Annotated in this window: 22 protein-coding genes and 1 other RNA gene; 8 read left to right on the top strand and 15 right to left on the bottom strand. The window is 34.7% G+C overall.

Going from position 1 to position 22811, the window contains the following annotated elements; all coding sequences use genetic code 11:
• The first annotated feature begins 90 nt into the window (after positions 1 to 90).
• Entirely contained in the window at positions 91 to 732 is a 642-nt protein-coding gene (locus tag ACXAGS_RS06590; protein ID WP_474905606.1) for a protein-L-isoaspartate(D-aspartate) O-methyltransferase, read from the top strand.
• Positions 733 to 734: 2 nt separating this feature from the next.
• On the opposite strand, the gene smpB is transcribed toward ACXAGS_RS06590, so the two are convergent.
• Positions 735 to 1196 (bottom strand): SsrA-binding protein SmpB, encoded by a 462-nt coding sequence (gene smpB / locus ACXAGS_RS06585; protein ID WP_474905604.1) that lies wholly within the window; start codon positions 1194 to 1196, stop codon positions 735 to 737.
• 77 nt (positions 1197 to 1273) lie between these two features.
• Here smpB and ACXAGS_RS06580 point away from each other — a divergent pair, with 77 nt between their 5' ends.
• Positions 1274 to 2002: a DUF6503 family protein gene (locus ACXAGS_RS06580; protein WP_474905602.1), complete on the top strand. Its 729-nt coding sequence runs from the start codon at positions 1274 to 1276 to the stop codon at positions 2000 to 2002.
• Between the two features lie 2 nt (positions 2003 to 2004).
• Here the strand turns inward: ACXAGS_RS06580 and ACXAGS_RS06575 are convergent, their stop codons facing one another.
• From ACXAGS_RS06575 to clpB, 3 genes are all read right to left on the bottom strand, one after another.
• Entirely contained in the window at positions 2005 to 2571 is a 567-nt protein-coding gene (locus tag ACXAGS_RS06575; RefSeq protein ID WP_474905600.1) for a SixA phosphatase family protein, read from the bottom strand.
• A gap of 67 nt (positions 2572 to 2638) precedes the next feature.
• Entirely contained in the window at positions 2639 to 3232 is a 594-nt protein-coding gene (locus ACXAGS_RS06570) for a TetR/AcrR family transcriptional regulator (protein ID WP_474905598.1), read from the bottom strand.
• Between the two features lie 96 nt (positions 3233 to 3328).
• Positions 3329 to 5929 carry an ATP-dependent chaperone ClpB gene (gene clpB, locus ACXAGS_RS06565; protein ID WP_474905596.1) on the bottom strand — a complete coding sequence of 867 codons (2601 nt, stop codon included), beginning with the start codon at positions 5927 to 5929 and terminating at the stop codon, positions 3329 to 3331.
• Positions 5930 to 6065: 136 nt separating this feature from the next.
• Here clpB and ytxJ point away from each other — a divergent pair, with 136 nt between their 5' ends.
• Positions 6066 to 6455, top strand: coding sequence for a bacillithiol system redox-active protein YtxJ (gene ytxJ / locus ACXAGS_RS06560; protein ID WP_474905594.1), 390 nt, complete (start codon positions 6066 to 6068; stop codon positions 6453 to 6455).
• 34 nt (positions 6456 to 6489) lie between these two features.
• Here the strand turns inward: ytxJ and ACXAGS_RS06555 are convergent, their stop codons facing one another.
• Positions 6490 to 7674, bottom strand: coding sequence for a hypothetical protein (locus tag ACXAGS_RS06555; RefSeq protein WP_474905593.1), 1185 nt, complete (start codon positions 7672 to 7674; stop codon positions 6490 to 6492).
• 215 nt (positions 7675 to 7889) lie between these two features.
• Here ACXAGS_RS06555 and glyA point away from each other — a divergent pair, with 215 nt between their 5' ends.
• Entirely contained in the window at positions 7890 to 9164 is a 1275-nt protein-coding gene (gene glyA / locus ACXAGS_RS06550) for a serine hydroxymethyltransferase (RefSeq protein ID WP_474905592.1), read from the top strand.
• Positions 9165 to 9189: 25 nt separating this feature from the next.
• Here glyA and ACXAGS_RS06545 read toward each other — a convergent pair whose 3' ends face one another.
• The 8 genes from ACXAGS_RS06545 to ACXAGS_RS06510 all read right to left on the bottom strand — a co-directional run bounded on the left by ACXAGS_RS06545 (position 9190) and on the right by ACXAGS_RS06510 (position 17037).
• The gene (locus tag ACXAGS_RS06545; RefSeq protein WP_474905591.1) at positions 9190 to 9831 is read right to left on the bottom strand and encodes a hypothetical protein; all 642 of its coding nucleotides are present in this window, start codon (positions 9829 to 9831) and stop codon (positions 9190 to 9192) included.
• 185 nt (positions 9832 to 10016) lie between these two features.
• Positions 10017 to 10685: a response regulator gene (locus ACXAGS_RS06540; protein ID WP_010519064.1), complete on the bottom strand. Its 669-nt coding sequence runs from the start codon at positions 10683 to 10685 to the stop codon at positions 10017 to 10019.
• A gap of 63 nt (positions 10686 to 10748) precedes the next feature.
• Positions 10749 to 12758, bottom strand: coding sequence for an ATP-binding protein (locus ACXAGS_RS06535; RefSeq protein WP_474905589.1), 2010 nt, complete (start codon positions 12756 to 12758; stop codon positions 10749 to 10751).
• Between the two features lie 136 nt (positions 12759 to 12894).
• A complete protein-coding gene (locus ACXAGS_RS06530) occupies positions 12895 to 13119 on the bottom strand; it encodes a hypothetical protein (protein ID WP_474905587.1) in 225 nt (74 codons plus the stop codon).
• Between the two features lie 144 nt (positions 13120 to 13263).
• A complete protein-coding gene (locus tag ACXAGS_RS06525) occupies positions 13264 to 14010 on the bottom strand; it encodes a LytR/AlgR family response regulator transcription factor (protein ID WP_474905585.1) in 747 nt (248 codons plus the stop codon).
• A gap of 72 nt (positions 14011 to 14082) precedes the next feature.
• On the bottom strand, positions 14083 to 15603 hold the full coding sequence (locus ACXAGS_RS06520) for a hypothetical protein (RefSeq protein WP_474905584.1): 1521 nt from the start codon (positions 15601 to 15603) through the stop codon (positions 14083 to 14085).
• A gap of 2 nt (positions 15604 to 15605) precedes the next feature.
• Positions 15606 to 15998, bottom strand: a complete 393-nt coding sequence (locus tag ACXAGS_RS06515; protein ID WP_474905582.1) for an acyl-CoA thioesterase — start codon at positions 15996 to 15998, stop codon at positions 15606 to 15608.
• Position 15999: 1 nt separating this feature from the next.
• Positions 16000 to 17037 carry a glutaminyl-peptide cyclotransferase gene (locus tag ACXAGS_RS06510; RefSeq protein WP_474905580.1) on the bottom strand — a complete coding sequence of 346 codons (1038 nt, stop codon included), beginning with the start codon at positions 17035 to 17037 and terminating at the stop codon, positions 16000 to 16002.
• 80 nt (positions 17038 to 17117) lie between these two features.
• Between ACXAGS_RS06510 and ffs the strand changes: the two genes are divergently transcribed.
• The 3 genes from ffs (at position 17118) to fsa (ending at position 18768) form a co-directional block, all read left to right on the top strand.
• Positions 17118 to 17216: signal recognition particle sRNA small type (gene ffs, locus ACXAGS_RS06505), an RNA gene on the top strand.
• 55 nt (positions 17217 to 17271) lie between these two features.
• Positions 17272 to 18081, top strand: coding sequence for an SDR family oxidoreductase (locus ACXAGS_RS06500; protein ID WP_474905578.1), 810 nt, complete (start codon positions 17272 to 17274; stop codon positions 18079 to 18081).
• Positions 18082 to 18111: 30 nt separating this feature from the next.
• Positions 18112 to 18768, top strand: a complete 657-nt coding sequence (gene fsa / locus ACXAGS_RS06495; RefSeq protein WP_010519072.1) for a fructose-6-phosphate aldolase — start codon at positions 18112 to 18114, stop codon at positions 18766 to 18768.
• A gap of 74 nt (positions 18769 to 18842) precedes the next feature.
• On the opposite strand, the gene ACXAGS_RS06490 is transcribed toward fsa, so the two are convergent.
• Positions 18843 to 20243, bottom strand: coding sequence for a TlpA family protein disulfide reductase (locus tag ACXAGS_RS06490; RefSeq protein ID WP_474905575.1), 1401 nt, complete (start codon positions 20241 to 20243; stop codon positions 18843 to 18845).
• 165 nt (positions 20244 to 20408) lie between these two features.
• Between ACXAGS_RS06490 and ACXAGS_RS06485 the strand changes: the two genes are divergently transcribed.
• Entirely contained in the window at positions 20409 to 22037 is a 1629-nt protein-coding gene (locus ACXAGS_RS06485; RefSeq protein WP_474905573.1) for an ABC-F family ATP-binding cassette domain-containing protein, read from the top strand.
• Positions 22038 to 22047: 10 nt separating this feature from the next.
• Here ACXAGS_RS06485 and ACXAGS_RS06480 read toward each other — a convergent pair whose 3' ends face one another.
• A complete protein-coding gene (locus ACXAGS_RS06480; protein WP_474905571.1) occupies positions 22048 to 22722 on the bottom strand; it encodes a hypothetical protein in 675 nt (224 codons plus the stop codon).
• Between the last annotated feature and the right edge of the window lie 89 nt (positions 22723 to 22811).

The raw sequence follows: 22811 nt of genomic DNA, 5'->3' as shown, positions 1-22811 counted from the left end.
TAGAATAGTTTTTTCAAAAATACGCATATCCATTAAATTGAGGGTTGCTATTTTTAAAGGTTTCAGTAATTTTGAGAACCAAACCAAAACATGCGAGATACCTTAAAACATAAAGGAATGCGCAATAAGTTAGCAAACTTATTGGAAGCTAAAGGAATACAAGACCAAAAAGTATTAGGGGCCATAAGGGAGGTACCAAGACATTTGTTTTTGGATAGTAGCTTTGAAGCACATGCCTACCAAGACAAGGCTTTCCCTATAGGGGCAGATCAAACAATATCACAACCTTATACGGTAGCTTTTCAAACAGAATTGTTAAATGTTTCTCCTAACGATAAAATATTGGAGATAGGTACAGGTAGTGGTTACCAAACTTCTGTTCTATTAAAATTAAAAGCTAGGGTCTATACCATAGAGCGCCAATTAGAGCTGTTTAAGACTACGAAACGTTTTTTTGACCGAATGGGTTTTAGGCCTAAAAAGCAAATTTTTGGTGATGGTTACAAAGGATTGCCAGAAGAGGCGCCGTTTAAAGGTATAATTGTAACCGCAGGAGCCCCAGAGGTGCCCAGAGCATTACTTTCACAGCTAGCAATTGGTGGTAGGTTGGTAATTCCTGTTGGTATTGAAGACCAAATTATGACCTTGTTTGTTCGGAAATCTGAAAAAGAATTTGAAAAAACAACTTACGGTAATTTCAGGTTTGTTCCACTTTTAGAAGATAAGAATTAACCTTAATTATTAAAGCTTTTTTTGATCCGGGCTAGATTCCGTTTGTTATCCCGGTCTTTTATGGTTTCTCTTTTGTCGTACTGTTTTTTACCACGGGCCAAAGCAACGTTTATTTTTGCCAATCCGCGCTCGTTGATAAAAAGGTTAAGTGGTATAATGGTAAGACCGCTAGCAGTAACTTCTTTATTTAGCTTTTTAAGTTCTCTTTTGTTTAAAAGAAGTTTACGCTCTGCCTTGGGGGCATGATTGTAATGGCCACCATGGCTATACTCATCTACCTGCATGTTAATTATAAACAGTTCGCCTTTAGGGTTGAACTCACAAAAACTTTGAGAAATAGAAGCTTTTCCTAATCGAATGGATTTAATTTCCGTACCGGACAAAACAATGCCGGCCGTGTATTTGTCCAAAATCTCATAATCAAATTTAGCCCTTTTGTTCTTTATGTTTATGTTGTTGTTCATAGGCTACAAAAATAGAAGTTCTGTTTTAATTTGTAATGAAATAATGATATTTACGATTAAGTAGAAAATAGTGATTTATGCGGTTTATCTTAATTATACTTGTCCTTATTATTTGCAGTTGCGGTTCTAAAACCGAACTTACGGCGCAACAGGTTGTAGATAATGCCATTAAGGTTTCTGGAGGAGAACTATTTGAGGCGAAAAAAGTAAGTTTTCAATTTCGAGATTACCTATATACTTCTTCTAAATCTAAACAAGGATTTAAATTAACACGTTCCAAAATTCAAGGAAACGATACCTTATTAGATATAAAAAATGGAAAGGATTTTACCCGGAGTATAAATAATTCCTTGGTTCCGTTGGCCGATAGTACTGCACAAAATTTTGCTAATTCAATTAATTCTGTTCACTACTTTGCTAAATTACCTTACGGTTTAAATGATGAGGCGGTAAACAAAGAATTGTTAGCAGATGAAACATTATTTGAAAAAGAATACTATAAGGTAAAAGTAACCTTTAATCAACAAAATGGCGGAGAAGATTTTGAAGATGTATACTTGTATTGGATTGGAAAGAATGATTTCAAAATTGACTTTTTGGCCTATTCCTTTACTGTTAACGGTGGAGGTTATCGCTTTAGAAAAGCATATAATGAGCGGTACGTGGCAGGGATTCGTTTTGTAGACTATGAGAATTATGCGCCAAAAAATGGCCTTGTGTCTTTTGATAAAATTGCCAAGCAGTTTGAAACGGGTAAATTAAAAATGCTATCTAAAATAGAACTTGAAAACGTAAAGGTAGAGTAATTTTAATCTACCTTTTGAATATTAGCGGATACAACATTACCTATGCTATCTGCAAGTTTTATGATGTAAACACTACTATTATCATAATCATCCATTGGCGGGTATTTTTCTTCGCCAATTAGCTTATTGGCAAGGGCAGGAGTAGTGTTGCTATGACCTACCATAAGAACGCTTGCACCGTAGTTGTCTAATAACAACTGTTTAATATCAATTTCTTTAGGGTCAAAAATTTTAATTTCTATATTGTGTTTTACAGACGTTGGGGCAGCTGTCATTTTTGTACGCGTATAATCCGTAGAATAAACAGCGTCTAAATCTAAGGTGTCAAACATATTGGCCCACAGCATTGCACGGCCAAGACCATCTTGATTTAACTCTGGGTCTTTGTCCTCTGGATTACTTCTATCCTTTTCCGCATGCCTAATTAAATAAAAAGTGGTAATCACCGGATCTTTTGGAGGCTCCGGCTTTTTATCTTCCTTACAACTTAAAACAGTAAGAAGGCAAAGCAATATCGCCGTTGCATGAAAAAGGTAGTATTTTGAAGTTTTACCCTCTATATTTTTCATGTATTTGTTGTTTAGTCTGTATTTTGGTGTCTATTTAACGCTTATATGAGAATAATATTCTTTGAAATTAGTTAAATTCTCTATTTACCAAATGCGATAGGTATGCCATGGTATTAGCTAAATACTTTCGGTCTTGTGTCATGGTAAAAAGCGCTATGGCACCTTGAATCATGGTGTATAGTTGTTTGGCAAACTGTAACGGTGGCACGGATAACTTTAATTCTCCTTTATTGGCACCATTTTCTAAAACCAAGGCAATTTTGCCTTCTATTTCCCTAATAGTTTCTTTATTTGCGGCAGCAAGTAGATGATTGTTGTGCTGTGCGTCTACACCTGTATTTAAAATAGGACATCCGCCCAATTCTATTGTAAAAACATCATATTGTTTATGAAATGCTACCAGAGCTTGTATCTTATCAATAGCTTTTTCTTCACTATTAAGAACGCTATCTATTTTTGCCAAAACAATTTGCCGGTTATAATCAAAAGCCGCTAAAGCTAATGCTTCTTTGTTCTCAAAATTGCCATAAATGGCACCTTTTGTAAGTCCGGTTGCCTCGGTAAGATGGCTCATACTGGTACCTACATAACCATGTTTATTAAAAATTGGGGCAACGGTTTCAATTATGTATTTAGTAGTCCTTTCTGCTTTACTGGCCATAGCGGAAAATTTTGTAGCTAAGATAGCTATAAAATACTAAAAGGTATAAAAAAAGCCCTTCAATTTTGAAGGGCTTTTTAGTTAAAAATCATGTATTTAGTTCACTAATTCGTTTTGATTTCTAAACACTAGGGCATCGTTAAAAGAATCTAATAGTATAATGCTTTCACTTTTTATAGAGCCGCTTAAAAGTTCTTTAGAAAGTTTATTCAAAACTTCCTTTTGTACCAATCGTTTAATTGGCCTAGCTCCGTACTGCGGATCGTATCCTTTAGCACTTAAGTAAGTAATTGCTTCTGCTGTTGCATCTAAAGTAATGTTTTGTTTTGCCAACATCTTTTTAAGGCTTTCTATTTGCAAGCCAACAATGGCCTTAATGTTTTCCCTGCTCAAAGGTGTAAACATTACAATATCATCTATCCTGTTTAGAAATTCTGGTCTAATGGATTTTTTAAGTAGCCCTAGGACTTCTACACGAGCAGCTTCGGTTGCACTATAAATATCATTAGCGGTTTCAAACTTTTCTTGGATAATATGGCTGCCCATATTACTTGTCATGATAATAATGGCATTTTTAAAGTCTGCAACACGTCCTTTATTATCTGTTAATCTGCCTTCGTCCAATACTTGTAATAAAATATTAAAGGTGTCTGGATGGGCCTTCTCTATCTCATCTAACAGTACAACAGAATAAGGCCTTCTTCTAACAGCTTCTGTTAATTGCCCACCTTCATCATAACCTACATAACCTGGAGGCGCGCCCACCAATCTACTTACCGAGTGTCTTTCTTGATACTCGCTCATATCAATTCTGGTCATTGCGTTTTCATCGTCAAACAGATACGCTGCCAGTGTTTTGGCTAATTCTGTTTTACCAACGCCAGTAGTACCTAAGAACAGAAAAGAACCTATTGGTTTTTTGGTGTCCTGCAATCCTGCACGGCTTCTTCTAATGGCATCGGAAACAGCTTCAATAGCTTCTTCCTGGCCAACTACACGTTTGTGTAAAACATTCTCTAGTTGCAGCAGTTTTTCCCTTTCGCTTTGCAGCATTTTGGTTACCGGTATACCGGTCCATTTGGCTACCACTTCTGCAATATCTTCATTGGTAACCTCTTCTTTTATTAAGGTTGCCGAGGCTTGTTGTTCTTGCAATTCTTCTTGTAACTGGTCTAAAAGCGCTTGAGACTCTTTAATTTTACCATATCTAAGCTCTGCCACTTTTCCATAATCGCCATTGCGTTCTGCCCGTTCTGCTTCTAATTTATAGTTTTCAATATCCTGTTTTGTCTTTTGAATATTATCAACTACAGTTTTTTCGCTTTCCCATTGCGCAAAAATATCTTTACGCTCTTCTTTGAGGTTTGCTAAGTCTAGGTTTAAAGTTTTTAGTTTGCTCTCATCATTTTCTCGCTTAATAGCTTCAATCTCTATTTCAAGCTGCATAATTTTTCTATCCAAAACATCTAATTCCTCTGGTTTGGAATTAATTTCCATACGTAATTTAGATGCGGCCTCGTCCATTAAATCTATGGCTTTGTCTGGTAAAAAGCGGTCTGTGATATAGCGTTGCGATAATTCTACCGCAGCAATCACGGCTTCGTCCATAATTCTAACCTTATGGTGCGCCTCATACTTCTCTTTAATACCCCTTAAAATGGATATGGCACTTTCCGTATCTGGCTCATCTACCACTACTTTTTGAAAACGTCTTTCCAAAGCTTTGTCTTTTTCAAAGTACTTTTGGTATTCGTCTAAAGTTGTTGCGCCAATTGCCCTTAGTTCGCCTCTAGCCAATGCTGGTTTTAAAATGTTAGCAGCATCCATAGCTCCTTGTCCGCCACCTGCACCTACCAGTGTATGTATTTCATCTATAAACAATACAATGTCTCCCTCAGAACTGGTAACCTCTTTAATTACGGATTTTAACCTTTCTTCAAATTCGCCTTTATACTTGGCACCGGCAATTAAGGCACCCATATCTAGGGAATAGATTATTTTATCTTTTAAATTCTCAGGTACGTCTCCTTGAACAATTCTATGGGCCAAACCTTCTGCAATTGCGGTTTTACCCACACCAGGCTCTCCAACCAACATAGGATTGTTTTTGGTACGTCTAGACAAAATTTGTAGTACACGTCTAATTTCTTCGTCCCTACCTATAACAGGGTCCAGTTTACCAGAATCTGCTAATTTATTTAGGTTTTTAGCATATTTATCCAGAGAATTATAGGTGTCTTCTGCATTTTGAGAAGTTACGTTACCACCTTTTCTTAGTTCTGTTATAGCCGTGGTCAGGTCTTTTTCTGTAATTCCGTTATCTTTTAATATCTGTGCTATTTTGCTTTTAGATTTAAAAATGGCCAGAAATAAATGTTCTATGGAAACGTACTCGTCTCCCATTTTTTTGGCAACGATTGTAGCCTCGTTAAGTGTTTTGCCAGCTTCCCTAGAGAGCATTATTTCTGCCCCTGAAACTTTTGAAAAACGTTCAATTTCCTTATCAACAACCTGGTTGATGAGGTTTGTATTTGCATTTAATTTTTTTAATAAAAAGGGTAAAACATTTTCATCTACCTCTGTTATTGCTTTAAAAATATGCTCGTTTTCTATCTGTTGATGCCCATAGCCTTGTGCAATCTGTTGTGCTTGCTGTATGGCCTCTTGTGATTTTATAGTGAAATTATTAAAGTTCATTTTTTTGCTGTTTTTCTTCGTAAAAGTCAATTATCTTGCCGTTCTATTCTTTCTGACAATTTGTCTGTAAAATGTTGTTAATCAAAGGTCAAAAAGTCAGTTTTTAAATAATTTAGATAAGTTATACCTTTGCAAAATGGGAATATTTGGAAGGTTATTTGGTAATGAAAATGAGAATTCGGAAGCAGCAAAAATTCCGTGGATACCACTTGATAAAGTTGAGCAATTGGAAACGATTACCTTAGCATCTAAGCAGCGTACCCAGGTTATTTTTAAACATTCTACCTCTTGTGGTATTAGCAGAATGGTTTTAAATATGTTTACTTCTAACTATGATTTGCAAACCGATCAGATGGACTTCCATTTCTTGGACTTATTAGCCAACCGCGCTGTGAGCAACGCTGTAGCCCATACGTTTAATGTACAACACCAATCGCCACAATTATTGATTATAAAAGAGGGTAGGGTAGTTTACCATAATTCGCACGGTGCAATTTCTGAAGTAGACTTAAAAGAATACATTTAAATAAAAAAAGCCCTGTTATTCAGGGCTTTTTTTATTAATTAAATTGATGTCTTTTTACAATTTCTTTCAACTTTAACTTTAAATCTTCACCGGCATCAAAAACCATTTGTTCATTACTTGGAAACGGCACCGATTTAACGGCCAACAAGTTAATCAAGTCTTGCTCTAAAGCGCGTTTGTCTCCACTATGGTTGGCATATACATGTTCAAACGCAAAAGCACTGCTTAACGGATATGAGTTTAATACTTGATTTGTTTTTAAATCTGTAAAGCTAATCTTTGCGCCAATTTCCGCAGTTTTATATTGGGTAAACCTGTAGAAATCACATCTTACGGTTTTAAGTTTATCTACCTTAATATCGTTTCCAAGACTATCTTTTGCAACATTTCCATTTTTATCTAGAACGTATTCAAAACCATCTTTTACTACTTTTTCTTTTACCAATTGCTTTTCTGTTACTTGCTCAGGTGAAATAAGGATATTTTGAAAATCTAACGCCATTTCATAATCATAATTAATGTTACTCAATGGATTTGCATGGTATTGTGTCCAAAAATCGTTTATACCATAGGTATTAAAATCTAAAAGTGCGTCTTCTAGGCGTTGTGGTATTATTTGTTCGGTAGCATTGTATACCGCTACTTTTACATAGTCTTGCCCTTGTAAACGTGCCTCTTCCATTTTTTTGGCAGCATCTTTAAAGCCAGGATTTATTTTTAGCAAATAAGCAAAATCTTCAAAGGCCGTCCTGTAATCTTGTTTGTTTACTGCGTTGTTGCTTAGTTTTACCGCATTGTCATATAGATAATTAGCCAGCTCTTCTTTAGTGTTAACTATGGCATTGGAATAATCCTTAAATTGAAATGAGGCGTTTCTATTTTCAGCATAAATAGGGAGTGGTAATAAAGGTTTAATCTGGTTTTGTAAGTTTCTTAAAGCAACATAACCGTTATATATTTTTTCCAAATTAGCTGGATTGCCATCTTTTTTCAAGAAGTTTATTTGTTCAAGTTCTCTTTGTTGGTTTTTATTAAAAGCTTCCTCTAAAAGCAATACATATTCTTGATTGCCTTTTTTTGTTTTATTATCCCTAAGGTTTTTTATTGCTTTATTCATGGCAAGTTGGTAGTTTCCACTATTTAAAGCTTCTTGGGTTTTCTTAACTCCACCACAGGAAATTAATACTCCGGCTGTAATAAAAAGTAAAAATTTTTTCATGGGTTCTGGTTTTATGGTTTCAACAAACAACTTCCAATTTGTATGCCAAAAGTTGTTTTTTAGAAACGCATAAGCTCTAAGCCTAGTATATATAAGGGTTGTAAAATTTCAGTTTTGTTAATGATTGTGTTGAAAAGTGAAGTAAAATTACAATTCCAGAGATAAATTTTAAGTCAGCTATTCGTATTTTTGCAGCCTAATCCAACTATGGTTTTATGCAAAGAGACGAAACAATTTTCGACCTAATTTCTGAAGAGAAAGAAAGACAATTAAGGGGTATAGAGCTTATTGCCTCTGAAAACTTTACGAGTCCGCAGGTTATGGAAGCAGCAGGTTCCGTACTTACCAATAAATACGCAGAAGGGTATCCTGGAAAGCGGTATTATGGAGGTTGTGAGGTTGTAGACCAAATAGAGCAATTAGCCATAGACAGGGCAAAGGAGCTTTTTGGAGCATCTTACGCAAATGTACAACCACACTCTGGTTCACAAGCTAACGCATCTGTTTACCATGCATGTTTGCAACCTGGAGATACCATCTTAGGGTTTGATTTATCTCATGGAGGGCATCTTACCCACGGCTCACCGGTAAATTTTAGTGGTAAACTGTATAATCCTGTTTTTTATGGAGTAGACAAAGAAACTGGGGTTTTGGATTATGATGCCATACAGGAAATTGCAGATAAGGAGAAACCAAAATTAATAATTGCTGGTGCTTCTGCCTATTCTAGAGATATAGATTTTAAGCGTTTTAGAGAGATTGCGGATAGTGTGGGAGCATTATTGTTGGCAGATATTTCCCATCCTGCTGGCTTAATAGCAAAAGGAATATTGAACGATCCAATTCCGCATTGCCATATAGTTACTACAACAACTCACAAAACCTTAAGAGGGCCACGTGGAGGTCTTATATTAATGGGTGAGAATTTTGAAAACCCATTTGGCATAAAATTAAAGAATGGAAACCTTAGAAAAATGTCTGGTTTATTGGATTTGGCTGTTTTTCCAGGTAATCAAGGTGGACCTCTAGAGCATGTAATTGCAGGAAAGGCAATTGCATTTGGCCAAGCGTTGACAGACGACTTTTTGCATTACATGATTCAGGTAAAGAAAAACGCCGCTGCAATGGCTAAAGCATTCATGGATTTGGATTATAAAGTTATCTCTGGTGGTACGGACAATCACATGATGCTAATAGATTTAAGGAATAAGAACATAACTGGTAAGGATGCCGAGGCCGTACTAGGAAAAGCGGATATTACCGCAAATAAGAACATGGTGCCTTTTGATGACCAGTCGCCTTTTATAACTTCAGGTATACGTTTTGGTACTCCTGCTATTACTACTAGAGGCTTGGTAGAAAAAGACATGGAGGTTATTGTAGGTCATATTAATGAGATTATTACCAATTCTAGCGATGTAGCTAAGATTGAAGCTATAAAAACAAAAGTGAATGATTTTATGGGCGGTCGTCCGCTTTTTAAAGGATAGATAGTTGTAAGGTTGGTCGTAGATATTAGTCGTCTATAATATCTACGGCAGAATCTTGCATAAATCTTTTGTTCTGTACATCATAAATCTGCATCTCATCTTCATCTAAAAAGTAGACACCCCAAACATAAAGGTAGTCCATAAAGGGCGTGTTTTGCGAAATGTTGTTGGGTAATTCATTTTTCTCAAAAACCGTAGTATACATTTCAAACGGCATCTTCTTTAGCCCTTTAGTTAGATTTACATAGTTCTGGCTTAATGAGTCTAAAATATTAGACAGATTATCTTCAATCAATAGCCCTTGAATTTTATTAATGACCAGCGTGGTGTCTATAAAATTAATGGCAAGTTCTGTTAAGTGAAAAGTGGTATTGTTTACAAAAGAAATAGTTTGAATTTGTTCTTTTAAAAAATTGCTGGTCTGTAAAGGGTGATTATTTAAATTTCCCCAATTGAAACTATTTAATTGGAACAGCGCCTCATGCAATTTAAAATTGCAATCCATTGTAATGGTTATACAGTTATAGTGATTAAAACTTTTTAATAGTTTAATATCAACATTAGCAAAAAACTCTTTTTCTAGGCTTTTCTTCAAGGAAGATATGCCTTTTATTTTAAGTCCATCTAGATGCTGTCTAGTAAGGTTTTTATGGAAAAAATTTTTCATAGCGCTGTCAATGTACCCTTAAATAAACTGATTTTTATTGTAAATTAAGGAATATTAACACAACTGTCCTATTGAAACCGCTAGTTTTTCGTATGTTCTGTGTTAAAATATAGTTAATTATTTGATTTAAGCGAATTGTTACCAGTCTATGTTGAATGGTTATAAATAACAAATGAACGGTTTGCTTAAATAAAGCCTCTATTTTTGGCAGCTACTATAAGAGCTAAATCATTTTCTTTTTCTGTACCAAATAATGTTTTAAGATGCCGTTTTCTATTTTCTATAGAAGAAGAAGACAGCTTAATATGATTTTCTAAATCTTTAGTTTTTGTGCCTATGGATAAATGGTAAAGAATTTTTTTATCATTTTCGTCCAGACTTAAATCATTGGCCATTTTTTTTCTAATAGCACCCAATGCTTTTGGTGAGTAATAAGGTGGTTCTTTTAATACCGTTCTAACGGCTTGTTCTAACGTTTTTGGATCAATATCTGTTTTTACCAAATAACCATCTGGATCTACAGACTTTAGGATGCTGTTTATCCTATAATTATCGCTAAAAGAAGACATGAATACAATTTTACTTGTAGGCACTAGATTTCTTGCCAAAATACCCAAGTCTTCTCCATTGTGTGGTTGATCTTCGTTTGGTGGAAAAAGCTGAATATCTAAAAATATAATATCGTAGTTAAATGAACTTACGCTATCCTCAATCTTAGCTTTTCCTTGTTCAAAGCTATTGGCAGTATCTACTAAAATATTATAATCATCAAAAACAATACGTTCCAAGATAAACTTATAACCAAGCATGGTCATTTCATGGTCATCTATAGCAAGAATTCTTAAGGTTTTCATTATTTATGGTCGCTTTGGGTAGTAAATAAATATCTCTTAAAAGTAATACTTTTCTTGTTTTTTTTATGCTAATGGCACATTAAAAACAAATATTGTGCCATTGGGAGCCGCGCTATTCAAAGAAAAGGTTCCTTTTAATTTTTCCATCCTAGATCTAATATTTTTTAAGCCTATACCAGCCTTTTCCTTTTTAGCATCAAATCCACTTCCATCATCTTTAATATGAAAGTCGAAACTAGTTTTATTTAGGTAAAAATCTAAATCTATTTTAGTGCAGTTGGCGTGTTTAATGCTATTTTGGATGCATTCTTGTATAATTCTATAGCAGTTGATTTTTATTTCCCCATCCAACGCATCCCAATCAGAATTAATATCATAATTAAAGTAAATGGAAATGTTGGTAGATTGCTGCATTTGGTTCAAATAAGAAGTAATAGTAGAAACAAAGTTGCCCACTTTTGTATTAGAGGCGTCATTTAATTCATGACTTATTGTTCTAATTTCTTCTTCTAATTCTTGAAGCTTGGTTATCAATTGGTTTCGTTGATTTATAGATGCTTCGTCGGTTTTTTCATTTAAACCGGACAACAATAATCTAATGCCTAGCATTTCGCCCAGAATACCATCATGTAACTCTTGAGACACCCTTTTTTGCTCTTCTCTCTTTCCTTCTTCTAGCTTACCTTGCTGGGAAAGCATTAGGTTGTAAATTTCTTGATTGGTTTCTTGCTGTTTCTGCTTAAATCTAAGGCGTTGATTGTTTATACGCTGGCTAATGATAATAGTTAAACCCAAAGCAAAAATTACAATTCCGATGCCAATTTTGGTGTACAGGTTGTTTTTTGCGGTCAAATCTTTATTTCTATCAATTATTTGGTCTGTCTCTAATTGTATACGGGCAAATTTGTCTACTACGTTCCGTTCTTCTTGTTGTAGTGTTTCGTTTAATTCAAAATAATCTTTAGCGTGTTTACTACTATTTTTAGAATCTACCAAGGTTAATAGTTCCAAGGTATTTAAAAGCCTGTCCCTGTTCTCCGTTTCAATTGCCTTTGCCTTTGCTAGATATGCATACTCTATTGCTTTTTTAGTACTAGTTTCCTTATTTATTTCTGACAAAAAATGATAGTTCCTTGCTAAATCATAGTCGTATTTTATACTGTCTAATATTCTGTTAGAATTAAATATTTTATCTGAGGCTTCATATGAGGTGATATTTTTTGTTTTAAATGCCGAATAGTTGTAACTCGTTAACACTTTTGCGTAAAGTTGCGGTCTTATATGTTTAAGTTCTTTTGAGTTTAATAATGGCGTATACGCTTCTAAGGCTTTTTCAAAATTTTCTTCTCTTAAATAGGTGCTGGCAATGTTGTTTTGGTTGATAAGCGCGTTTTCTAGATGTTTTGATTTGGGAGTGTTTTTTATATATTGTTTAGCTTGATTATGATAAGCTATGGCTTCGTCAAAATTTAACAACCCATTTTGTATAACTCCTAAAAGTGTGTACAGTGGAAATAGTAATTCGTTTATTTTATTTTCTTCGGCATAGGCTATGGCTTTGGTTATTTCATTTTCTGCGCCAACATAATCTTTATTGTTTTGCTTAATGGCAGCCATGTAATACATGGCAACGGCTGGTTTGTTCTTTGTGTTTTGGTTGGCACTGGCAATTTGAATATAAGCATTGTAAGCCTCTCTAAAATGATAGTAAGAACTATCTGCTTGTGTTTTGTAATAAAACCTTCCTAAATCTAAATGAGCATCTCCTTTTCCTAAAAAATCTTTTGTTCGTTCAGCTAGGCCTATGTATTCCTTTTGAAGTATTTTAAACTTGGAGGTATCATCTATAGACTTGTAAGCAGCACTAATGGCTTGCAAATTTTTTAGTTTTATGGTTACACTTTTCTCATTTTTAAGTTTGGTGTAAGCATCACTCAATAAATGTTTTCTTTCGCTAATGGGTAAAGTGGTGCTGTCTTTAGCCCATATTACAGCGCTATATAGGGTGTCCCTACCACTTTCTTCTAGTACTTCGTTGTTAGTTTTTTTGCGGTTACAAGCTAAAACTAGCAATATTAGAGATAGTAATATTAGGGCGGTCGGTTTTATTTTTAATAGGGGGCTAAACATATTTTTACCTAAATACAAGGTACAAAAAAACCCTAAATTGATTTAATTTAGGGTGTTTTATAATTATGTTTTAATGCAATTATCCTTGCGTTTCAATATCTGGAATGTCGTCACCATCAGGAGAATCAGTTTCAATATCTGGAATGTCGTCACCGTCAGGAGAATCAGTTTCAATTTCTGGGATATCATCTCCATCAGGGGAATCTACATATAATTCTTCTTGGTTTGCAACGCTGTCATTTTCACAAGCTATAAATCCAAAAGTTAAGGTTAAGATTAAAAGGAAGCTGAATACATTTTTCATGAGTAAAAATTTAAGATTGGAATATGATTATTAATTCTATGCTGCTAAATTACAGCCTGTTAAGGCTGTAATTTTTAGAATAATCACCAGTCTAGTATTCAGCTAGGTTTTCGGGGTGTTTGACTTGTTTTTGTGAGAATTTAACTACCCAAGTGTCCTTATTGCGTTTTTGGACAAAATATTCTTCAAAGTATCTATTTTTTCCCTGTAGGATTTTGAAAATGGTAATTTCTCTTCAGAGTTTTTAATAGCACAGGTGTTTTTGCCAAAATTTATCCTAGATACATGTTTGGTGTTCAAAATATAACTTTGATGTATTCGTATAAAGTTTTTTGGTAAACTTTGCTCAAAAGATTTTAGGGTCTTGTAGGCACTCACTTTTTTGCCATCTTTTAAATAAAAGTCAGTTGTATTATTATCAGCCTTTAGGTAAAGAATATCATCTGTATTCAGGTAATGAAAGTCCTTATAGGATTTAAGACAAAGGGTAGGGGCTTCTTTTTCTTTTTCTAATTTAATCCTGAGTTTTAAAATTGTTTTTCTGATATCTAATTCTGTAGTAGGTAGAAGCCAATAATCAAAAAAACCGTTTTTGATAGCATCAAAAGCTGCATCTTTTGTGGAGGAGATTCCTATGAATATAGGAACCTCTTTCAGATGAATTTGGGTTTCTAGACAAATGCTAAACATTGCTGCCGGATTTTTGTCTAGATTTAGAATAACCAAAGTTGGTTGTTCTTTGAGTATGGTATTTAAACTTTCTGCTTGTTCGTTGCAGGAAGCTATATGTTGAAACTCTTCATACTCAAGCATTCTTTGCTGAACTTCGTAAGCAGAAGAACTATCAGAATCTACAATCATATACCGGTATGTCATGTCTAATAATTCCATACCGCAAGATAGTAGCTGTAAGCTGTTGTGGACTAAAGATTTGCCTTAAAAAAAGTGGGTTTTTCCTACAAATTAATTGGATGCGGGTAATAATTGTGTTGCGCCTAAGTTTGCATTGTTAATTCTGTCCATGCCAAACAAATCTTTTGGAGCACTATTGCTGTTAGTGGTAGATGTGTTAGATAAGTCTTCTGAAGCGGTAGTGGGGTAATATTTAAATAGAAAGGTGTCTAGATAATCTATAGTAGGATTAAGCGTAATGGCTTCATAAAAATTGGTATCGCTAACGTCGTACAGCGGGTTGTCTACAGTTTCATTATATTTTAAAGAACTGTGGTGTATCTTAAAATTAAAACTGGTAGAAGTATCTCGGTTCAAAGCAATTTCTACATCTAAACTACCATCTATTATAGAATTGGTTATTAAGAGATTGTCTAAATCATAAAGTCTGTTGGCACCCAATTCCGTCCTAATAAAATTACTTATAAGCAAAGCGGGATTGTTTCTAAAACCAGCATTATAGTAATTGGCAACCGTGCAATGGTTAAATATATGGTTTCCACCGTATATGCTTATGGTGTTGTTACCAGCCGCACCTAAGATTGTATTTACACAATTAATACTGCTGTTAATGGCCAAAAGATTGGTTGCGGCACTGTTTACTATTTGGCTGTTTTTAATAATTGCTTTTGGCGTATTGTTATCTAGCTTACCTTCTACCCGTATGCCGGTTGTAGCGTTTTTTAGTGTTAAGTGGTTTATGTTTACGGATCCCGCATTTTCTGGTATCCAAAGTGCATCCCATTGACCAGGTATAGCTTCATTAGACTGTCCTAGTTTATCGCCCTGAAAGATAACCTCGTTTTCTAAGGTTTTAGAATCTTCACTTAATTCGCCATTGATTAGTAAACTAGCTCCATCATCTAAGATAATTCCGGAATTTTCATGAAAAAAAACCCTGGCACCAGCATTTATGGTGAGGGTTTTGTTGGCGGGTACAGCGGCATATCCGTAGATAACGTAAGGTAGGTTGTTGGTAAAGTTTAAATTCTCGTCGTCCAAATAGAATCCAGGGAGTGTGGCTGTTCCTGTTATAGTGGATATATTTATTTCTTGCGACGGATTATCATGTGGTGGATAAAGAAATATTGCGTTTTTTATTAGGGTTACCAATGCAACCTTTTGGAAGTTACCAGTTGAGCCAAACAAAATGTTGTCTGTGTACAAAAGCTGTTTTTGGCTAGCTTCTAAATTAGCAACGGTAGTTTCTATATAAACAAATAGGCTGTCTTTACCTCTTAAAGGTACATCCGTAAACGATTTTCCGTCTTGCCCATCTACATTTAACCTATAATTACTGCTTTCGCCATTTTCAAGGCTTATGCTTGGAATTAAAATATCTTCTTGGCTAGTATTAAAAACTTTAAGGCCATAGGTGGTACTCCCAAGGTTGGTAAAAATAGTGTCTAAAAATATGGTGTCTCTTGAAAAACTTAGACTTCCGGTTTTTGGAGTGTATTCAAAATCTTCTCTACAGCTCCAGCTAAGCAGTAAAACAAAAGCAAAAATGTAAACGTATCTAAAAGATTTCAAAACTAATCAATAAATAAAGCAGCTATATCTTTTGGTACCCTTGTTGGTCTATTGTTTGCTGGGTTTAATAGGCACCATTCTGTAACGGCAGAAACTAGGACTTTGTTGTTCTTTATATTGGTAATGGTTACTTTTCTTTGTGATAAAGCACCATGCCACTTTTCAATATTGGTCTTAATTTCTAATTTCTGATTCATTAATGCTGCGCCATAATACGTAATGTCATGGTGGCGAACTACCCAAATATAATTCTCTAGCTCAGGCTCAGGAACGGTTGCCTGCCAATGTTCTTTTGATATGTCCTGAATCCATTCTATATACCTGATGTTATTAACATGGTTCAAATCATCTAAATCTGATTCTTGAACCGTAATTTTCTTAGAATAGCTTTTCATGCTATTTCTTTTTAATCTTTACTTCAAAGAGTTTGTTCCAGCGTTTTCCGGTGACAAAAAACGTAGCCCTTTCCGGATGGTAGGCTACACCATTTAAAACATCTAGTTTACTGTGTTGTTTTACACGATTTTTTAGTCCGCTAAAATTTATAACCCCTTCTATGGCACCAGATTTAGCGTCTATAATCATCATGCTGGGTTTTTGCCAAACATTCGCATAAATTTTGCCGTCCACATATTCCAATTCGTTTGTTTTATTGAATACAGATTTGTTCGTAACGGTGGTAAAATATCCTGTTTCGCTAAGATTTTCTGGATTTAGGAGCCATATTTTTTCAGAACCATCGCTTTTAAAAAGTTCCTTTCCATTATTACATAATCCCCACCCTTCTTTACTATTACCATAGGTAAAAGAATCTGTTTTTTCAAGCGTTTCCGCGTTATACACAAACCCTAATCCACTTTGCCAGGTTAGCATATAAACTTTATTGTTTAAAACTGTTAGTCCTTCTCCAAAGAATGTAGGGTCTAAATCTATTTGCTGTAAAACTTTACCTGTTGTAAAATCAACTTTTCTTAAAGAAGACTCTCCTTTTATGCCGGTACTTTCGTATAAGACACCATTGTAGAATTCTAAACCTTGGGTAAATGCATCTATGTCATGAGGGTAGGTATTTATGACTTCGTATGTGTAAATGGATGGCGGTTTCTTTGCTAAAACTTTGATACTTTTAGTTATCTCTACTTCTTTGTCTTCATAAGTAATTTTGGCTTTTAGCATTTTAGACCCTAGTCTTTCTGGGTTTAAGGTTATTTTGCCATTAGATTCCAGTAGGGCTTCATCATCCAAAAAATAGGCGACCTTGCTTACTTCAACTCCTTTTTTATTGTTTAAAGCAATCCCTATGGTAGAACCTTTAGCAAAGTCTTTTTTGTTGCCTTCCAGGTGTATTCCAAATAAATCTGAAGGCTTAGCGGTACTGCCACAGCTAGTTATGATTAAAAATAGAGAACTAAATAATACCGATAAAAATCTCACAATCTATAGTTTATAAAATCTTAAGCAAATTACTGTTAACAAACGATTGTGGCAAATTTAAAAGATTGTATATTTGCACCCGGCAAGTCCTACACGACCAGCTCCTGCAGAATCCCCCAGGGTGGGAACGCAGCAAGGGTATGCGGTCGTAGCGGTGCGATGTAGGTAGCTTGCCTTTTTTTGTACCCAAAAGTTAAGTACCTTTTGCTTAACAATTAAACAATAATACACAGCATGCAAGTAAAAGTTGTTTTAATTACCGGTGCTTCTTCTGGCCTAGGTAAAGCAACAGGGCAGTATCTTACCCAAAAAGGTTTTAAGGTTTACGGCACAACAAGAAATGTTTCAAAATATCCTGATTTTAAAGATTTTGAACTGGTATCATTAGATGTGACCAAGGAAAACACTATACAAGAGGCAATAGAATTAATAGTTGCCAATGAAGGAAGAATAGACGTTTTGGTAAATAATGCAGGAGTTGGTATTACTGGCCCAATAGAAGAAACTCCCATAGCGGAAATAAACAATGCTTTCAATACTAATTTTAATGGACCTATACGTTTAATGCAAGCGGTTTTGCCTATTATGCGCAAACAAAAAAGTGGTTTAATTATAAACGTGACTTCTATTGCCGGTTATATGGGGCTTCCCTTTAGGGGTATCTACTCTGCCAGCAAAGGAGCCTTGGAGTTAGTTACAGAGGCCATTAGAATGGAAACAAAGGCATTTGGGGTTAATATTACAAATTTAGCACCTGGAGATTTTGCAACAAATATAGCTGCGGGTAGGTTCCATGCACCGGTTGTCAAAGGTTCTGCATATGAAAAAACCTATGGTGATGCGTTAGGGTTAATGAATGAACATGTTGATGCTGGGGGAGATCCATTTGAAGTTGCGAAAGCCGTATTGAAAATTATAAATACAAAATCTCCTAAAGTACATTACAGGGTAGGGGCTTTTACGCAAAGGATTTCGCAATTTTTAAAGCGAATTCTCCCAGATAAAGCATTTGAAAAACTACTTTTAAACCATTATAAATTGTAGTTTTACATAAACCTTAAAAACACACTTAAAATGAAGTTTTTTATAGATACGGCAAATTTAGACCAGATTAAAGAAGCCCAGCAATTAGGGGTTTTAGATGGTGTAACAACCAATCCTTCTTTAATGGCTAAAGAGGGTATTACTGGCGAGGAAAATATTTTACAACATTATAAAGATATTTGCGCCATAACGGATGGCCATGTGTCTGCAGAGGTTATAGCCACAGATTTTGATGGAATGGTTAAAGAAGGAGAAGCTTTAGCGGCATTAAATCCTCAAATTGTAGTTAAGCTTCCTATGATTGCAGATGGGGTAAAAGCTTGTAAATATTTCTCTGATAAAGGTATTAAAACAAACGTAACCTTGGTTTTTTCTGCAGGACAAGCGTTATTGGCGGCTAAAGCTGGTGCCACTTATGTTTCTCCTTTTATCGGTCGTTTAGATGATATTTCTACGGATGGTTTAAACTTGATTAATGAAATTAGGTTAATATATGATAATTACGGTTTTACTACAGAAATTCTTGCGGCATCTGTAAGACATACAATGCACGTAATAGACTGTGCTAAAATTGGTGCTGATGTAATGACAGGACCACTTTCTGCAATCAAAGGATTATTAAAACATCCATTAACAGATATTGGCTTGGAAAAGTTTTTGGCAGATTATAAAAAGGGTAATAGTTAATACACCCAACTACAACAAATAAAAAAGCCTTGGATTCTTACCAAGGCTTTTTTATGCTTAAATGTAATGGTACATTAATTAATAGCAAAGGCATTTTGGATGGTACCAAAGCCGTTAACAATAATAGTATCATTAGCTATGATACATTTATTAAGATTATCTAAAATCAAGGTCTTTTGAACTGTTTTAAAATCTTTTGCCCAAAATTGATTCTCTTTATCAAGATTTCTTTCGGCTATCATATTTAGCCACTCCTCATTACCTGTTTTAAGATTAATACCAACAAATGTATAGGATGGGTTTTCCTTTTGTAATTTATTAATCAAGTTAACCGTATTTCTAAAATGTCTTTTACGGTCAGAGGTCCAGAAATAGAACACAGTTTTTTGATTTTTTGCAATGCTCTTTAAGGTCTTTTCTTTTCCCGTGGCACATTCCAGGACCAAATCTGGTAAATCCTGATTTATTTGTAAAGATTTTATATTACCATACAAATCGTTAATTTCCTCTATGTGCTCTTTGTTAGTAGAAAGTGCTTTAAAATCTGCAATAAATGCTTCACTTTCCTTACTAATTTCGTGTTCTTTAATTAAATAATCTACCGCAATATTTCTAAATAGATTATTACGCAACTTCTTTTCAGAAACTACACTATCTATCATTTTAAGTTTGTGTCTATTAATATGCAGCATACTGATATTTTCTGGTATGGCGTTATCTGCGCAGTTTTTATAACAATCCATAAAAGATAGGTTGCCAAAGTGGTGTTTTAGAAAATCATAATACGGCCTAAAATAGGATAATTCCTCATTATTCAAATCCAAATCTTCCCTATACGCGTAAAAGTCTTTCCCTAGCTCGTGAATGCTAGATTCTCCTGTATATTTCTTGTGGTAAAAAGGATATCTTTCTTTATGCAGGTAGCTATTGTAAATGATAGAGGCAGATGCAATTTCTTTGGCTTCCTCACTTATGTCAACGTTGTTGAATAAATCATTCAACTCATCGGTTTTTTGCTTTTTTAGCGAATCAATTTTTTTTGAAAAAGCCTTTGGTTTCAATTTGTAATATTCACGTATTAAAGCAGCTTCGTCTTCATTGGTCAGGAACATTTCTATCAAAAAATTATTCACTTCCTCGTTGTCCCCGGAGAAAACTAATGATTCGTCAAAGTAAGCTGGGGCAGCATTCAACCTAATTAACACACTATCCCCTTTTTCTAAATACACATATTGGTATTGGGGTGCATGATCAAAATGGTGCAAGCCCTCATCAATATTATCCAGTTTAAACTGAAATCTATTCTCTGAGTCTAATGCAGCCGAATCTATAGGTTTGTTGTCTTTGTATAGTACTACAAAGTCACTAGTGGGGTTTACAATTTCCCCTGCAAAATAAACTATGTCTTTGTTTTCTTTATTATCCGTACAGGATATTGAAATACAAAATAAGATTAAGGGTAATATTTTATTCATACTCTAGTGGTGGAAAACAAATCTAACATTTAGGCCATATATCCCATTGTTAACGGCTAGTTAAATCTTGTTAAACCAAAGCTTTTCTCCGATTAAAATACAATCCTTAAAGTTGGTCGTGGCCAGTATTTTTAGCTATTTTTGCCAAAATTTAAAAATCAGTACATGTTATCTGTATCCAACTTATCAGTTCAATTTGGTAAAAGAGTTCTTTTTGATGAAGTTAATGTAGCTTTCTTACAAGGTAATTGCTACGGCATCATTGGGGCCAATGGAGCTGGTAAATCTACATTTTTAAAAGTACTTTCTAAGAAATTAGACCCAACATCTGGCCATGTTCACTTAGAGCCGGGTAAAAGAATGTCTATTTTGGAACAGAACCATAACGCGTATGACGAATATACTGTTTTGGAAGCTGTTGTAATGGGTAACAAACCATTGTATGATTTAAAGAAACAAATTGATGCCTTGTATGCCGATTATACAGATGAAAATGCCGAGAAGATTGGAGAATTGCAGGTAATGTTCGAGGAGATGAACGGTTGGAATGCGGATAGTGATGCAGCAGCGTTGCTTTCTAACTTGGGTATAGCGGAAGATTTGCATTATACCACCATGAAAGATATGGACTCTAAACTAAAAGTTCGTGTGCTTTTAGCCCAAGCCTTGTTTGGTAATCCAGATGTTTTAATAATGGATGAGCCTACAAACGACTTGGATTACGAGACCATAAATTGGTTGGAAAACTTTTTGGCAAATTATGATAATACGGTCATTGTAGTTTCTCACGATAGACACTTTTTAGATGCAGTTTGTACCCACATTGCAGATATAGATTTTGGTAAGGTTAACTTGTTTAGCGGTAATTACACATTTTGGTACGAAAGTAGCCAGTTAGCCGCTAGACAACGTGCACAGCAAAACAAAAAGGCAGAAGAAAAGGCCAAAGAACTACAGGAGTTTATACAGCGTTTTAGTGCAAACGTTGCAAAAAGCAAACAAGCAACTTCTAGAAAGAAAATGTTAGATAAGCTTAAAGTAGACGATATTAAGCCTTCTAGCAGACGCTACCCTGCCATTATATTTGAACGTGAAAGAGAAGCGGGAGATCAAATATTGAACGTAGAGAATTTATCTGCTACTTCTGAAGATGGAGACCTATTGTTCAATAATATCAATATTAACCTTGCTAAAGGTGATAAAGTTGCTTTAATATCAAAAGATTCTCGTGCCACTACAGCTTTTTATGAGATTGTAATGGGTAATAAAAAACCAGATAGTGGCAGTTTTCAGTGGGGTGTTACCACTACCCAGTCGTATTTGCCAGCAGATAACGATTCTTATTTTGATGGAAAGTTGAATTTGGTAGATTGGTTAAGACAATACGCTAAAACCGAAGAAGAAAGGGAAGAAGTACATATTAGGGGCTTTTTGGGTAAAATGTTATTTAGTGGTGAAGAAGCATTAAAAATGAGCAATGTTTTATCTGGAGGTGAAAAGGTAAGATGTATGCTAAGTAGGATGATGTTGCTTAGGGCCAATGTTCTTTGTCTAGATGAGCCTACCAACCACTTAGATTTGGAGAGTATTACCGCTTTCAACAATTCCCTTAAAAACTTTAAGGGTACTTTGCTGATGACGACACATGATCATGCCTTCGTACAATCTGTAGCCACAAGAATCATAGAGTTGACACCAAACGGTACAATAGATAGACATTTAACCTTTGAAGATTACATGTCTGATAAATCTATTAAGGAACAACGCGAAAAAATGTATTTGGCCACTACCTAGGTAATGTAGGTTAAGCATTGAAATATTTACTGTTCCAGATAAAAGGGTTAAAATTTTTGCCTAGCGCAAAACCATAGAATAGTACAACAGCTACCAAGGATTTAAACGTAAAGAAAAATATAATCAAAAATTGAGCACTAGAACTCGATTTTGAAAATAACCCTTCTGGCACCAATAAGGTTGTTAAATAACTTACTGTCACGAGTACCAATAGTAAATTAAGAACATTTTTAAAGGGCCAGACCATTAATCTTCTTAATGGGTGTAAATCGTTTCCCCACTTATGTATTAAATAGTAGTGTTGGTTGCCAATAGGAACAAATAATAAGGGGTCGTCCTTATCTTCTAACTTAAAAAGTTTAGAAGGTGCCATTATTTTGAGGTCTCCCAGAACGGTGTTATGTTCAATTTCTAGTTGCTTTATTTTCTCAAAGGCCTCTTTAGGCAATTGTGGCTTAAAATATTTTACGTCTAAAAATCGTAATCTATAATTTACACATGTAGCTTTTATGGTATCTAAATGATACACATTACTACTATCTAATTTATCAAAGTTGAAATTATTTATTGCCCTTGGTTTCTCTAAAATGCTTTTTAAATTGATAAAAAACGCATTTCTATCTTCAACATTTTGCTGTGCTTTTTGCAGATAATCTGTTATGTTCGTGCGTTTTAATAATATCATAGCTATATGCTTTTATCTCAAATTTATAGCATACCAATAAAGTTGACAAAATTGTTTACCTACAATCAAAAGTTAAAAAAAAGTTAAAT

This window comes from Croceivirga sp. ABH4_376 (assembly GCF_056160685.1).
The sequence above is the reverse complement of the archived record's forward strand: the minus strand, read 5'-3'. Positions and strand labels throughout refer to the sequence as shown.